The organism is Streptomyces sp. NPDC025806, assembly GCF_055558275.1.
In genome coordinates this window covers 331,400-344,019 of record NZ_JBVHMU010000006.1, presented here as the reverse complement: position 1 = coordinate 344,019, position 12,620 = coordinate 331,400, and the positions used below count along the sequence as shown (strand labels likewise).

Annotated in this window: 11 protein-coding genes; 3 read left to right on the top strand and 8 right to left on the bottom strand. The window is 73.2% G+C overall.

The features are described from left to right. Window positions 1–63 precede the first annotated feature (63 nt). The 3 genes from ACZ4E1_RS17070 to hemL all read right to left on the bottom strand — a co-directional run bounded on the left by ACZ4E1_RS17070 (window position 64) and on the right by hemL (window position 3,542). Window positions 64–1,317, bottom strand: a complete 1,254-nt coding sequence (locus tag ACZ4E1_RS17070) for a polysaccharide deacetylase family protein (protein ID WP_467539894.1) — start codon at window positions 1,315–1,317, stop codon at window positions 64–66. A 195-nt stretch (window positions 1,318–1,512) separates the two neighbouring features. After that, a complete protein-coding gene (locus ACZ4E1_RS17065) occupies window positions 1,513–2,220 on the bottom strand; it encodes a histidine phosphatase family protein (RefSeq protein WP_467539893.1) in 708 nt (235 codons plus the stop codon). Beyond that, the gene (gene hemL / locus ACZ4E1_RS17060) at window positions 2,217–3,542 is read right to left on the bottom strand and encodes a glutamate-1-semialdehyde 2,1-aminomutase (RefSeq protein WP_467539892.1); all 1,326 of its coding nucleotides are present in this window, start codon (window positions 3,540–3,542) and stop codon (window positions 2,217–2,219) included. The genes ACZ4E1_RS17065 and hemL overlap by 4 nt, the downstream gene beginning before the upstream one ends. Window positions 3,543–3,779: 237 nt before the next feature. Between hemL and ACZ4E1_RS17055 the strand changes: the two genes are divergently transcribed. Continuing rightward, the gene (locus ACZ4E1_RS17055) at window positions 3,780–4,406 is read left to right on the top strand and encodes a hypothetical protein (protein ID WP_467539891.1); all 627 of its coding nucleotides are present in this window, start codon (window positions 3,780–3,782) and stop codon (window positions 4,404–4,406) included. A 4-nt stretch (window positions 4,407–4,410) separates the two neighbouring features. Here the strand turns inward: ACZ4E1_RS17055 and ACZ4E1_RS17050 are convergent, their stop codons facing one another. The 3 genes from ACZ4E1_RS17050 to ACZ4E1_RS17040 all read right to left on the bottom strand — a co-directional run bounded on the left by ACZ4E1_RS17050 (window position 4,411) and on the right by ACZ4E1_RS17040 (window position 7,760). Further along, window positions 4,411–5,277 (bottom strand): LLM class flavin-dependent oxidoreductase, encoded by an 867-nt coding sequence (locus ACZ4E1_RS17050; protein ID WP_467539890.1) that lies wholly within the window; start codon window positions 5,275–5,277, stop codon window positions 4,411–4,413. Window positions 5,278–5,541: 264 nt separating this feature from the next. Further along, window positions 5,542–6,942, bottom strand: a complete 1,401-nt coding sequence (locus ACZ4E1_RS17045) for a HAMP domain-containing sensor histidine kinase (RefSeq protein WP_467539981.1) — start codon at window positions 6,940–6,942, stop codon at window positions 5,542–5,544. A 95-nt stretch (window positions 6,943–7,037) separates the two neighbouring features. Continuing rightward, window positions 7,038–7,760: a response regulator transcription factor gene (locus tag ACZ4E1_RS17040; RefSeq protein ID WP_467539889.1), complete on the bottom strand. Its 723-nt coding sequence runs from the start codon at window positions 7,758–7,760 to the stop codon at window positions 7,038–7,040. A 177-nt stretch (window positions 7,761–7,937) separates the two neighbouring features. Between ACZ4E1_RS17040 and ACZ4E1_RS17035 the strand changes: the two genes are divergently transcribed. Further along, the gene (locus ACZ4E1_RS17035) at window positions 7,938–9,254 is read left to right on the top strand and encodes a glycosyltransferase family 4 protein (protein WP_467539888.1); all 1,317 of its coding nucleotides are present in this window, start codon (window positions 7,938–7,940) and stop codon (window positions 9,252–9,254) included. Window positions 9,255–9,263: 9 nt separating this feature from the next. Further along, entirely contained in the window at window positions 9,264–10,811 is a 1,548-nt protein-coding gene (locus tag ACZ4E1_RS17030) for a hypothetical protein (RefSeq protein ID WP_467539887.1), read from the top strand. A 26-nt stretch (window positions 10,812–10,837) separates the two neighbouring features. Here ACZ4E1_RS17030 and ACZ4E1_RS17025 read toward each other — a convergent pair whose 3' ends face one another. Beyond that, entirely contained in the window at window positions 10,838–11,506 is a 669-nt protein-coding gene (locus tag ACZ4E1_RS17025; RefSeq protein WP_467539886.1) for a CE1759 family FMN reductase, read from the bottom strand. Beyond that, window positions 11,503–12,594: an LLM class flavin-dependent oxidoreductase gene (locus ACZ4E1_RS17020; RefSeq protein ID WP_467539980.1), complete on the bottom strand. Its 1,092-nt coding sequence runs from the start codon at window positions 12,592–12,594 to the stop codon at window positions 11,503–11,505. The genes ACZ4E1_RS17025 and ACZ4E1_RS17020 overlap by 4 nt, the downstream gene beginning before the upstream one ends. Between the last annotated feature and the right edge of the window lie 26 nt (window positions 12,595–12,620).

Sequence of the window (12,620 nt, the reverse complement as noted above, 5' to 3'; positions counted from 1 at the left end):
AAAAGTTTCGCATGTCTGTTTAGGGGATCTTCCGCACCCCCCTCGCGCGGAGAAAATCCCAGTTCAGGAAGGGTTTGTCAGGAACTTGGCCCACCCCTGCGCGGGCTTCTGACCCACGTCCAGAGTGCGCATTTTGTCCAGCACGGCGGGGTCCTGCGCGTCCATCCAGTCGACGAACTGGCGGAAGGACACGAGCCGTACGTCCTTGTTCTTGTCGGCCTTCGCGGCGATGTGCTTGAGCGCGCCCTCGACGGCGTCCATGTAGATGCCGCCGTTCCATTCCTCGAAGTGGTTGCCTATGAAGAACGGCGCGCGGTTCGACTCGTAGGCGCGGTCGAAGCCGGCTATGTAGGCGTCGGTGGCCTGGCGGCGCCAGCGCGGGTAGTTGTGCGCGGGGGCCCGCGTCGAGTTCAGCGACTGGTTGGCCAGCATGTTGTAGTCCATCGACAGGACCTCGAAGCCGCGGCCCGGGAAGGGGACGGCCTGCAGCGGCAGGTCCCACACCCCGTTGCTCTTCACCGGCCAGCGCTGGACGCCGCCGGGCGAGGAGGCGTCGTAGCGCCAGCCGAGCTCGCGGGCGGTCGGCAGCAGGTTCCGCTGGCCGAGCAGACAGGGGGCGCGGCCGCCGATGAGCTCCTTGTCGTAGTCGAAGGGCAGCGACGGCAGGTCGGTCCAGCCGGTGTTCGTCCGCCACTCCTTGACGAAGGACTTCGCCTGGTCGATCTCGCTGCGCCACTGCGCCGACGTCCAGTTGGCGACGGAGCCGGAGCCGCCGCAGAAGTGCCCGTTGAAGTGCGTGCCGATCTCGTGGCCCTCCAGCCAGGCCCGGCGCACGTTCTTGAGGGTCTCCTTGACGTGGGCGTCGGTGAGGTAGCCGATGTCGGAGGCGCCCACCGGATTGTTCGGCGGCTGGTAGAGCCGCTTCTTGGACTCCGGCAGGAGGTAGATCCCGGACAGGAAGAAGGTCATGCTCGCGTTGTGCTCACGGGCCAGGTCGAGGAAGCGGGGGAACAGCCCGTTGCCCACCTCGCCCGCGCCGTCCCAGGAGAAGATCACGAACTGCGGCGGGGTCTGCCCCGGCTCCAGGCGCTCCGGCGGGGCCGGCTGGTGCGGCTGCTTGCCGGTGTACGCGGTCGAGCCGTCACCGATCGGCTTGGCGGCGGGCGCGGTGGGTGTGCCCGGGCCGCCGGTCCCGCCCTGGCCGGGCTTCCCTGTGGAGACGGACGGCGCCTTCCCCGATCCGCAGCCGGCCAGAGCCAGAGCGGTGGCCGCCCCTGCTCCCAGTCCGAGCATTCCCCTGCGGCTGACATCGCGCATCGCGTCCCCATTCATCACGCCGCGCACCCGGTCTCGGTGCGCACTGGATTAGAGGGAGCGCCGGGCGCCCGGGTTCCTGGAATCGCGATGCTTTGGGCAGGTTTTGCCGAGAGCGCGGGCGGGCTGGCGGGCGAGTGCGCGGGCGGGCACGCCGAAGGGCCGCCACGAAGTGACGGCCCTTCAGCTGACAGCGGCTCAGGCGCCGAACGCCTTGTCCTTCCCCTTCACCGGCTTGGCGCCGGCGAGGAGGTGGGCGGGGACGAGATCGCGGGCGGGCTCGGTGTAGCCCACGGACACGATCTTGTCGCCGAGGTAGGTGAACGTGGTGAGCGAGGCGAGCGTGCACTGCCGCTTGCGCGGGTCGTGCCACAGCCGGCGCCGCTCCACGTACGAGCGCACGATCCAGATCGGCAGCTGGTGGCTGACCAGGACCGCCTCGTGACCGCGGGCCGCGTCCTTCGCCGCGTCGAGCGCGCCCATCATCCGCACGACCTGGTCGACGTAGGGCTCGCCCCAGGACGGCTTGAACGGATTGACGAGGTGCTTCCAGTTGTCCGGCTTCTTCAGGGCGCCGTCGCCGACACCGAAGGTCTTGCCCTGGAAGACGTTGCCCGCCTCGATGAGCCGCGCGTCCGTGTTCAGGTCCAGGCCGTGGGCCTTCGCGATCGGCGTCGCGGTCTCCTGCGCCCGCTCCAGCGGAGAGGCCACGACATGCGTGATGTCCCGCGGGGCGAGGTGCTCGGCGACCCGGTCGGCCATCTGCCGGCCCAGCTCGGACAGGTGGTAGTCGGGCAGCCGCCCGTACAGGATCCCCTCCGGGTTGTGGACCTCGCCGTGACGCATCACGTGGACGACGGTGATGTCCTTGTCGCCCTGCCCGGAGTCGCTGTTCAGGACGCTCATGCGGTGGCCTCCGCGGCGGCGCGGGCGGCGGCGGGCAGCGCGGCGGCGATCCGCTCGACCGCCCGCTCGTCGTGCGCGGTCGACACGAACCAGGACTCGAACGCGGACGGCGGGAGGTAGACGCCCTGAGCCAGCATCGAGTGGAAGAACGCGGTGAAGCGGAACGACTCCTGCGCCTTCGCGTCGTCGTAGCTGCGCACCTCGTTCTCCGTGAAGAACACGGAGAACATGTTGGACGCGTTCTGCAGGCGGTGGGCGACGCCCTCCTTGGTGAGCGCCTCGGTGACCAGGGTGCGCAGCTGCTCGCTGACCGCGTCGACCTTCGCGTACGCGGCGTCGTCGAGGAGGCGCAGCTGGGCGAGGCCGGCGGCGGTCGCGACCGGGTTACCGGACAGGGTGCCCGCCTGGTAGACGGGGCCGGCGGGGGCGAGGTGGGCCATCACGTCGGCGCGGCCACCGAAGGCCGCGGCCGGGAAGCCGCCGCCCATGACCTTGCCGAAGGTCATCAGGTCGGGCGCGACGCCGTCGACGCCGAACCAGCCGGCCTTCGACGTACGGAAACCGGTCATGACCTCGTCGGAGATGTACAGCGCGCCGTTCTCCGCGCAGACCGCCTTGAGGCCGGCGTTGAAGCCGTCGGCCGGCGGGACGACGCCCATGTTGCCCGGCGAGGCCTCGGTGATGACGCAGGCGATCTCACCGGGGTGGGCGGCGAACGCGGCGCGGACGGCCTCGAGGTCGTTGTACGGCAGGACGATCGTGTCGCCGGCCTGGGCGCCGGTGACGCCCGGGGTGTCGGGCAGGCCGAAGGTGGCGAGGCCGGAGCCGGCGGCGGCGAGCAGCGCGTCCACGTGCCCGTGGTAGCAGCCGGCGAACTTGATCACCTTGGCGCGGCCGGTGAAGCCGCGGGCCAGCCGGATCGCGGACATGGTGGCCTCGGTGCCGGAGGACACGAGCCGCACCTGCTCGACCGGGGCGATCCGGTCGACGATCTCCTCGGCGAGCGCGACCTCGCCCTCACCGGGCGTGCCGAAGGAGGTGCCGCGCGCGACGGCCTCCTGCACGGCCGCGACGACCTCGGGGTGGGAATGGCCGAGGATCATCGGCCCCCACGAGCAGACGAGGTCCACGTACTCGCGGCCGTCCGCGTCCGTCAGATAGGGACCGGTACCGGACACCATGAAACGGGGCGTACCGCCCACGGCTCGGAACGCGCGCACCGGGGAGTTCACGCCACCGGGCGTGACCACGGACGCGCGGTCGAAGAGCCCCTGAGATACGGGTGCCTCATAGGGATAGGGGGTGTTGTTCGCCTCTGCCATGCCTCTCAGGTTACGGCCCGTCCCTGCGGGCCTGCCGCGCAGACCCGGAGCGGCCTAGACTCGGTGTCCTGGGCCCGACAGGCCCGGGGGGCCGACCGCTCGCGCAGTTGTTTCACTCGCACGTTTCGGCGGGTGAGGGTGGGGGAGGTCACTGACACGATGATCGGGTTGCGCGTCGGCGGTCGCGCGGCCTAGAAAAGGGCCTTGGTGCCCTTGGAACAGCAGTCGGGTGGAGATATGCATCGCGGTGGCGGCGGACTGGGCGAGGGGACCGACGACCTGGGCCCGCGGCGTGCCCGGCGGGGGAAGCACCGGCGCGACGACAGAGCGGCCCGGACCCAGCGTGCCTCGGACGGTACGGACGACGAGGGCGGGGCAGGCGTCGACAGCGCGGCGGGCGGGGAGAGCGGCGGGAATGGTGGCCGGGTGGGGGTGACCTACAAGTACTTCGGCGCGCCCGACGGCGCGACGGCGGCCCGCGTCCCGATCTCCATGCGTCCCGAGGAGCTCGGCGGGGACGAGCTGGGCATGGGCGGCATGTTCACCAAGATCAAGCCGGAGACGATGGCCGCGATGGTCCTCACCGGCATCGAGGGCATACCCCTGCACAAGGTGCCGCCGCTGGAGCTGGTCGTGCTCCACCCCGACTACGCGGTGGTCAAGCTCCCCATGACCGTCGTCGACCCGCTGCGCGGGGTCGGCGAGGAGGCGGTCGGCGCGGCGGCGTTCATCTGGTCGACGGTCCCGGACCGCGGCGGGCCGCGGGACGCGTTCAACGTGTACCAGTTGCTGCACGAGTGGCAGGACTTCAGCCACCGCCTCCACGAGGCGGGGCATCAGCCGTACTGCCTGGTCTGGCCGTAGGGCCTCAGATCTTCGGCGGGCCCGCCTCGATGCGGCGCAGGACCGCCTCGTAGGAGTCGACGGAGCCGCCGCTCTGCAGCTGGCGCTCGTCCCACCAGGTGGCGCCCACGTCGGCGAGCGGGCCGACGATGTCGCGGGCCGCGGCCGGGTCGGTCGGGGTGAGGCCGCCGGTGACGATCTCGAAGGGGGCGCTCGGGTCCTCCCGGTGCGCCCGTACGTACGCGACGGCCTCCGCGAGCAGCTCCGGCTCGGGCGGCACCCCGTGCAGCGCGTCCGCGAACAGCGGGGCCGCGCCGTCCCAGCGGGCCGCGCGGCGCATCGGGCGCCGGTGCGGCCAGAATCCGCCGATCCACACGGGCGGGCGGGGGCGCTGCGTCGTGGCGGGCAGCAGCTGGGTCTCCTGGACGCGGTAGTGGGCGCCGGTGTGCTCGACGGTCTCGCCGGACCAGTAGCGGGTCAGCAGGTCGAGGCCCTCGTCGAGGCGTTCCGCGTGCACGGTGCGGTCGGTCGTGTCGCCGAAGCTGCCGTACTCGTCCTCGACGGGGCCGCCGAGTCCGGCCCCGAGGATCAGCCGGCCACCGCTGAGGGCGTCCAGGCCGGCGGTCTGGCGGGCGAGTTGTTCGGGGCGGTAGCGGGGGACGGCCGCGACGAGGGTGCCGAGGCGGATGCGGGTTGTGGCGAGGGCCGCCGCGGTCAGCAGCATCCAGGGGTCGCCGAAGGGTTTGCCCTGCTGCACCTTCTTGTCGTGCACGACGTGGTCCCAGACGAACAGGCCGTCCCAGCCGGCCGCTTCCGCTGCCGCGGCGGTGCGGGCGACGGTCCTGGCGTCAGCGAAGTCGCCGAAGTTCGGGATGTTGATGGAGTAGCGCATGTGACGCATCGTCCTCTCCAACTCCCCGCCGGGGCCAGCCAATTGTGGACCAGTGTCAATCGACTTCGTCCGCGGGCCCGGTGGGGGCTGGTCGCGCAGTTCCCCGCGCCCCTGAAATGCAGGCGCTGCGCGCCGCATTTCCCCGATCAAGGTGCGGGGCGCCTGTGTTCGGGGGAAGGCGCGGCGAAGCCGCAGCCTTCCAGGGGCGCGGGGAACTGCGCGAGAAGCCCCACCGGCCGGTGGTCGGGCGACGAACGGGCGGAGTCACGGCGAGTCCGAGGCGCCCGGTTCAACACCCCGCACCGTGAAGCCGAACACCGCCCCGCCCCCCTCACGCGCGGCGGCGAACACGACACCCCCGTGCGCCGCCGCAACATCCCGCACGATGGAGAGCCCGAGCCCCGACCCCGGCAGGCTCCGCGCCGCCGGCGCCCGGTAGAAGCGGTCGAAGACCCGCTCCGCGTCGTCGGCTGCGAGCCCGGGCCCCCGGTCGAGGACCTCCACCCGCACGGACGGCGAACCGGCACTGCGGCGCACCACGATCTCGATCGCGGCGGAGCCTGCCGGATCGAACTTCGCCGCGTTCTCCACCAGGTTGGACAGCGCCCGCTGCAACTGCGCGGCCCGCCCCCGTACGACCGTGTCGCCCTCGGCCCGCACCGTCACGGAACGCCCGGTGCGGCGCCGGGCCAGGGCCGCGACGTCCTCGGCCGTGTCGGCGAGGGCGACGGTGACGACCGTTTCCTCGTCCTCCTTGCCGGCCGCGAGGTCCACCAGTTCGTTGACCAGGTCGGTCAGTTCGCGGGACTCGTCGGCGAGGTCGGCGACGAGTTCCTCGCGGGCGGCGGGCGGCAGCTCCTCGATGCGGCGCAGCAGGGAGATGTTGGTGCGCAGCGAGGTGAGCGGGGTGCGCAGTTCGTGGCCCGCGTCCTGGACGAGGCGCCGCTGGTCCTCGACGGAGCGGGCGAGCCGGCCGAGCATGCGGTCGAAGGAGCGGCCCAGGCTGCCTACCTCGTCGCCGCCCTCCACGGGCACGGTCACGTCGAGCCGTCCGGTGGACGCGACGTGTTCGGCGGTGCCGGCCAGGCGGACGAGCCGGGAGGTGATGCGGCGGGCCAGCCACCAGCCGAACAGGCCCGCGGCGGCGACCACCGCCAGCGCGAACAGCACGGTGCGTTTCTGCAGTTCCCGCAGCAGGTCCTCGGTGTCGCTGAACTCCTGCGCGACCTGCACCGCGCCGCGCCCGCCGCCGAGCGCGACGGTCGCCATGCGGTACACGTCGCCGTCGATCACCACCTCGTCGTCCTCGGCGCGGGTGCCGGCCTTCGCGGCGTCGGCGGTGCGGCGGGCGGCGGCGTCGACGGGCAGCCTCGGGTTGCCCGCGTCGATGACGGCGCCGCCGGGGCCGAGGACCTGCACGTCGGTGCCGGCCGGGCGGGTCAGGTCGTCGCGCGGCCCGTCGTGGTCGGGGTCGCCGGAGGTGAAGTCGCCGGTGCTCAGCGTCTGTTGCCCGACCTGCTGACGCAGGTCGTGGACGACCTCGTCGAACACGGCCTGCTGGTCGACGCGGACCAGCCGGGCCGCGGCGTCGTAGGAGAGGAAGCCGACCAGGGCGGTCACCCCGGCGGCGACGGCGGCGAACGACAGCGCGAGTTTGGTGCGCAGGCTGCGCGGCGGCCTGGCCCCGGGCCCCTCGGGGACGTCCCCGGGCGCTGCGGGGGCGTCCTCGCGCGCCCCGGGGGCGTCCCCGCGCGGCCCGTTCACGCTTCCCGCAGGACGTAGCCGACGCCGCGCACGGTGTGCAGGAGCGGCGGCCCGTCGGGGTCGTCGACCTTGCGGCGCAGATAGCCGACGTACACCGCGAGGTTCTTGGAGCCGGGGCCGAAGTCGTAGCCCCAGATGCGGTCGTAGATCGTGGCGTGGTCGAGGACGATGCCGTGGTTGCGGGCGAGGAGTTCGAGGAGGTCGAACTCGGTGCGGGTCAGTTCCAGCTCGCGGCTGCCGCGCCAGGCGCGCCGGGCCTGCGGGTCGATGCGCAGGTCCGCGGCGATCACCTGGCCGTCGGCGGCGGGCCCGAGCGGCTCCGGCTGCGGCGCGGGGGCCGTGCGGCGCAGCAGGGCGCGCAGCCGCGCGAAGACCTCCTCGACGTCGAACGGCTTGACGACGTAGTCGTCGGCGCCCGCGTCCAGGCCCGCGATCCGGTCCGGGGTCTCCACGAGCGCGGTCAGCATCAGGATCGGCGTGCTGTCGCCCTCGGCGCGCAGCACGCGGCAGACCTGGAGGCCGTCGATGCCCGGCATCATCACGTCGAGGACGAGGACGTCGGGCCGCGCGCGGTGGGCGGCGGCGAGCGCCTGGACGCCGTCGGCGACGGCGGTGACGGCGTAGCCCTCCAGGGTCAGGGCGCGTTCGAGTGCGTTGCGGATCGCCCGGTCGTCCTCGGCGAGCAGCACGGTCAGGGCGGGTGCGGCGGAATCGGACACCTGCCCAGTGTGCCCCCGTGACGTGCGCGGCTCCCTCGTTCGGAGGTCGGCCGAACGGCTTCTTACCCGGCTCTCACCCGCCACGGAGCAGCGGCTTACCCGCGAGGAGCACGGTGAGGCGGGACATCGCACCGCCGGACGGCGTCCGCCGGGAAAGGCACGGGGAAGGCACTCCGCATGAAGATCGTGTTCCTGCTGCACAACGCGTACGCCATCGGCGGCACGGTGCGCACCACGCTCAACCTCGCCGCCGCGCTCGCCGAGCACGGCGGCCACGAGGTGGAGATCGCGTCGATGAACCGGCACCGCGAGCACCCGAGGTTCGCCCTCGACCCGAGGATCTCGCTGGTCCCGCTGGTCGACGCGCGCGAGGACGGCACGGACCGTGATCTGGACGCTTTCGCCCGCCCGGCCCGCGCCTTCCCGTCGGCCGAGAAGCGGTTCAAGCAGTACTCGCTGCTGCACGACCAGCGGGTGCGCGCGTACCTGGAGCGCTGCGACGCGGACGTCGTGATCGGTACGCGCCCCGGGCTGAACGTCTATCTGTCGCTGTGGGGCCCGCGGCGCGCCCTGCGCATCGGTCAGGAGCACCTGCGGCACGACGCGCACGGCAAGAAGCTGCGGGCGCAGCTGGCCCGGCACTACCGGTTCCTGGACGCGGTCGTCACGACGACGGAGGCGGACGCGGCCGTGTACCGGGCGCGGATGCCGCTGCCCGGCGTACGGATCCTGTCCGTGCCGAACATCGTCCCGCCGGCCGACGTCCCCCCGTCGGACGGCTCCGCCCGGGTCATCGCGGCGGCGGGCCGGCTCGCCCCCGGCAAGCGCTACGACCTGCTCCTGGAGGCGTTCGCCGCGGTCGCCGCGAAGGAGCCGGACTGGCAACTGCGGATCTACGGCGGCGGCCCGCAGGAGGCGCGGCTGCGTGACCTCGTGGGCGGGCTCGGCCTGACCGGACGCGCTCACCTGATGGGCGCGGTGTCGCCGATCGAGCCGGAGTTCGCGCGGGCGTCGATCGTGGTCAGCGCCTCGGACGCCGAGTCGTTCGGCATGACGCTCGTCGAGGCGATGCGCTGCGGAGTGCCTGTCGTCAGCACCGACGCGCCGCTCGGCCCCGCCGAGATCATCACGGACGGCGTCGACGGCCGGCTCGTCCCGCTCGGCGACACCCGCGCCCTCGCGGAGGCGATCGTCGCCCTGATCGAGGACGCCCCGGCCCGCCGCGCGATGGGCACCGCCGCCCTCGCCTCGGCCCACCGCTTCGACCCGGCCCCGATCGTCTCCCGCTACACCCTTCTCTTCGCCGAGCTGCGGGAGACCCGCCACCGCCGCACCTGGCAGCGCTTCACCGCTCGCGCCACGGGCTGGGCCCGCCGCCACGCCCGCGCCCTGCGGGGCCCCGGAGGCGGCGGCCCCCACGCGGAGCGCCCCGGCGACCAGCCCGCCGACCGGCGCCGGCCCACCGGCCCCGCCGCGCACGCCCGGCACCCCTAGCGACGTCCCATGCCCTCCGAACCGCCCGCGCCCTCGGGATCCACGGCCTTCGGGTCCCGGGGGCGGCGGGTGCACCAGGGGCGGGAGACGGGTCGACAAAGTCGGTGGCGACCCGTCTCCCGGCCCGCTCCCGGCAGCGGAACCCGCACCGGCCCGCGGATCGATCCGCTCGCCGTCGTCGCCGCCCTGTACGGGCTCCTCGCGCTCGCCCTGGTCGTACCGCGGCTGCGCCACGGGCTCGGCTGGGACGAGTCCGTCTACCTCTCGCAGTACGACCCGCGCCGGCCGGCCGCCTTCTTCAGCGCCCCGCGCTCGCGCGGCACGAGCCTGCTCACCGCGCCGGTCGTCGCGCTCACCGCCTCCACGACCGTCCTGCGCGTCGTCCTGACCGTCCTGTCCTCGGCCGCGCTCTACGCCTCGTTCCGGGTGTGGCGGCCCCTCCTCGGAACGCGGGTGACGGCCCTCGCGGCGCTGCTGTTCGCGAGCCTGTGGATCACGCTGCTGTCCGGCCCGATGGCCATGCCCAACCTGTGGGTGGCGTTCGGCGCGGTCGGCGCCGTCGGCTGTTTCCTGCGCGGCCGGGGTGTCCTGCTGGCCTGCTGCGTCGCGGGCGTCGCCCTGTTCCGGGCGCCCGACGCGGTGTGGCTGGCGCTGCCGCCGGCGGTCTGCGCCGTGGCGGTACGGGGGCGACGGCGGATGCTGCCGTTCCTCGCGGCCGGGCTCGCCGCGGGACTGGCCCAGTGGATCGTCGAGGCGTACGCGCGCTGGGGCGGCGTCCGCGCCCGCCTGCACGTGTCCAGCGCCACCGAGGGCGCCATCGGCCTCCACCCGAACCTCGGCACGGCCTGGCACGCCCTGAACGGCCCCTACCTGTGCCGTCCCTGCACCAGCGGCCCGCCCGACCTCGCCTGGACGTCCCTGTGGTGGCTCGCCCTCCCCCTGCTCGCGGCGGCGGCCGTCCTCCTGGCCCGGCGCGAACGGGCCGTCCCCCTCACCCCGATCGTGCTGTGCGTCGCCTGCGCGACCGCGCTCAGCGTCTCGTACCTGCTGCTCATCGGGTACTCCGCGCCGCGCTTCCTCCTCCCCGCGTACGCGCTGCTGGCCCTGCCGGTCGCCACGCTGACGGTGCGGATCGCACGGCCCCGGGCGCTCGCCGTCCTGGTCGTCGCCCTGTGCGCGGTGCAGCTCGGCGGGCAGTACCTCGTGCTCGACCGGCAGACGGCCGGGACGGCGGCGAAGGACGCCCGCTACGTCGCGGCGGCACACGGGCTGCGCTCCCTCGGGCTGACGCCGCCCTGCCTGGTCACGGGCCCGCGCGCGCTGCCGATCGCCTACGCCGCCGGGTGCGCGTCCGCGGAAATCACCGGCAACAACGCCTCCACCACCCGGGCCGAGCTGCTGCGCCGCGCGGCCCGGGTGCCGACGGTCCTGCTCACCTCACACGGGCGGCGACCGCCGCACTACGCCCGCGCCTGGACCCCGTACGAGCTGCCGGGCACTCCCGGCTGGACGGCCTGGAAGGCGCCGGGCCGGGCTCAGCTGCCACCCGGCCCCTAGCGCCTGCCCGACCCGGGCGCCTGCCGCTACTCGGCCCGGAGCGCGGCGAGCTGCTGCTCGAAGGGGACGACCTGGAAGCCGTCCGCCGGGTCGACCGAGGTGATCGCACCGTGCAGCGAGCGGGGCGCGATCGCCGCCGCCGTGTCCACGTCCGGCGTGCCGGGGCGGGGCACCGTGGCGGCCGGGGACAGGAAGCGGGCCAGTTCGGCGCCGGCGCGGGCGATGCGCCGGTCCAGGCCCTCGTCGCCCCAGTCCTCCGAGGCGGCGTAGACCGCGGTCGGCAGGACGAGGGCCCGCAGGTAGGTGAACAGCGGGCGCAGGGCGTGCTCGGTGACGAGCGAGTGCCGGGCGGTGCCGCCGGTCGCGGCGACGAGCACCGGCTTCCCTGTGAGCGCGTCCTTGTCGATGACGTCGAAGAACGACTTGAACAGTCCGCTGTACGACGCCGCGAACACCGGCGAGACCGCGATCAGGCCGTCCGAGGCCGCCACCGCGTCGAGCGCGGCGGCGAGCCGGGAGGACGGGAACCCGGTGACGAAGTGCTGGGCGATCTCCGTGGCCAGGTCCCGCAACTCGATGACCTGCACGTCGATGTCGCCCCCGGCGTGCTCCCGGGTGGCGGCGGCCAGCCGGTCGGCGAGCAGCCGGGTGGAGGACGGGGCGCTCAGCCCCGCCGAGACGACGACGAGCTTCATGCGCTCTTGACCTCCTCGTTCTTGGCCGCGACACGGGCGGCGTGGGTCGGGGCGTCCGGCACGTTCGCCGGCTTGAGGTTCGCGAACTCCTTGCGCAGCACCGGGACGACCTCCTCGCCGAGCAGGTCGAGCTGCTCCAGGACCGTCTTGAGCGGCAGGCCCGCGTGATCCATCAGGAACAGCTGGCGCTGGTAGTCGCCCACGTAGTCACGGAACGACAGGGTCCGCTCGATGACCTCCTGCGGGGAGCCGACGGTCAGCGGCGTCTCGCGGGTGAACTCCTCCAGCGAGGGGCCGTGGCCGTAGACCGGCGCGTTGTCGAAGTAGGGGCGGAACTCGCGCACCGCGTCCTGCGAGTTCTTCCGCATGAACACCTGGCCGCCGAGGCCGACGATCGCCTGCTCCGGGGTGCCGTGCCCGTAGTGGGCGTAGCGCTGGCGGTACAGGTTCACCATCTGCTGGGTGTGGCTGGCGGGCCAGAAGATGTTGTTGTGGAAGAAGCCGTCGCCGTAGTACGCGGCCTGCTCGGCGATCTCCGGGGAGCGGATGGAGCCGTGCCAGACGAACGGCGCGACGCCGTCGAGCGGGCGCGGGGTGGACGTGAAGGACTGGAGCGGCGTGCGGAACTTGCCCTTCCAGGTGACGACGTCCTCGTCCCACAGGCGGCGGACCAGCGCGTAGTTCTCGATCGCGAGGTCGATGCCGTCGCGGATGTCCTTGCCGAACCAGGGATAGACCGGCCCGGTGTTGCCGCGGCCCATCATCACGTCGACGCGACCGTCCGAGACGTGCTGGAGCATCGCGAAGTCCTCGGCGATCTTCACCGGGTCGTTCGTGGTGATCAGGGTCGTGGACGTGGACAGGATCAGGTTCTCGGTGCGGGCGGCGATGTAGCCGAGCATCGTCGTCGGGGACGACGGGACGAACGGCGGGTTGTGGTGCTCACCGGTCGCGAAGACGTCGAGTCCGACCTCCTCCGCCTTCTGCGCGATGGCGAGCATCGCCTTGATGCGCTCGTGCTCGGTCGGGGCACGGCCGGTCGTGGGGTCGACGGTGACGTCACCGACGGTGAAGATCCCGAACTGCATTTCGCTCACCCTCCGGGTTGTTGACG

What these genes read in the sequence shown, in the direction of transcription:
- ACZ4E1_RS17070 (WP_467539894.1), bottom strand. Translation starts at nt 1,317, where the DNA reads ATGCGCGATGTCAGCCGCAGGGGAATGCTCGGACTGGGAGCAGGGGCG.
- ACZ4E1_RS17065 (WP_467539893.1), bottom strand. Translation starts at nt 2,220, where the DNA reads ATGAGCGTCCTGAACAGCGACTCCGGGCAGGGCGACAAGGACATCACC.
- hemL (WP_467539892.1), bottom strand. Translation starts at nt 3,542, where the DNA reads ATGGCAGAGGCGAACAACACCCCCTATCCCTATGAGGCACCCGTATCT.
- ACZ4E1_RS17055 (WP_467539891.1), top strand. Translation starts at nt 3,780, where the DNA reads ATGCATCGCGGTGGCGGCGGACTGGGCGAGGGGACCGACGACCTGGGC.
- ACZ4E1_RS17050 (WP_467539890.1), bottom strand. Translation starts at nt 5,277, where the DNA reads ATGCGCTACTCCATCAACATCCCGAACTTCGGCGACTTCGCTGACGCC.
- ACZ4E1_RS17035 (WP_467539888.1), top strand. Translation starts at nt 7,938, where the DNA reads ATGAAGATCGTGTTCCTGCTGCACAACGCGTACGCCATCGGCGGCACG.
- ACZ4E1_RS17030 (WP_467539887.1), top strand. Translation starts at nt 9,264, where the DNA reads ATGCCCTCCGAACCGCCCGCGCCCTCGGGATCCACGGCCTTCGGGTCC.
- ACZ4E1_RS17025 (WP_467539886.1), bottom strand. Translation starts at nt 11,506, where the DNA reads ATGAAGCTCGTCGTCGTCTCGGCGGGGCTGAGCGCCCCGTCCTCCACC.
- ACZ4E1_RS17020 (WP_467539980.1), bottom strand. Translation starts at nt 12,594, where the DNA reads ATGCAGTTCGGGATCTTCACCGTCGGTGACGTCACCGTCGACCCCACG.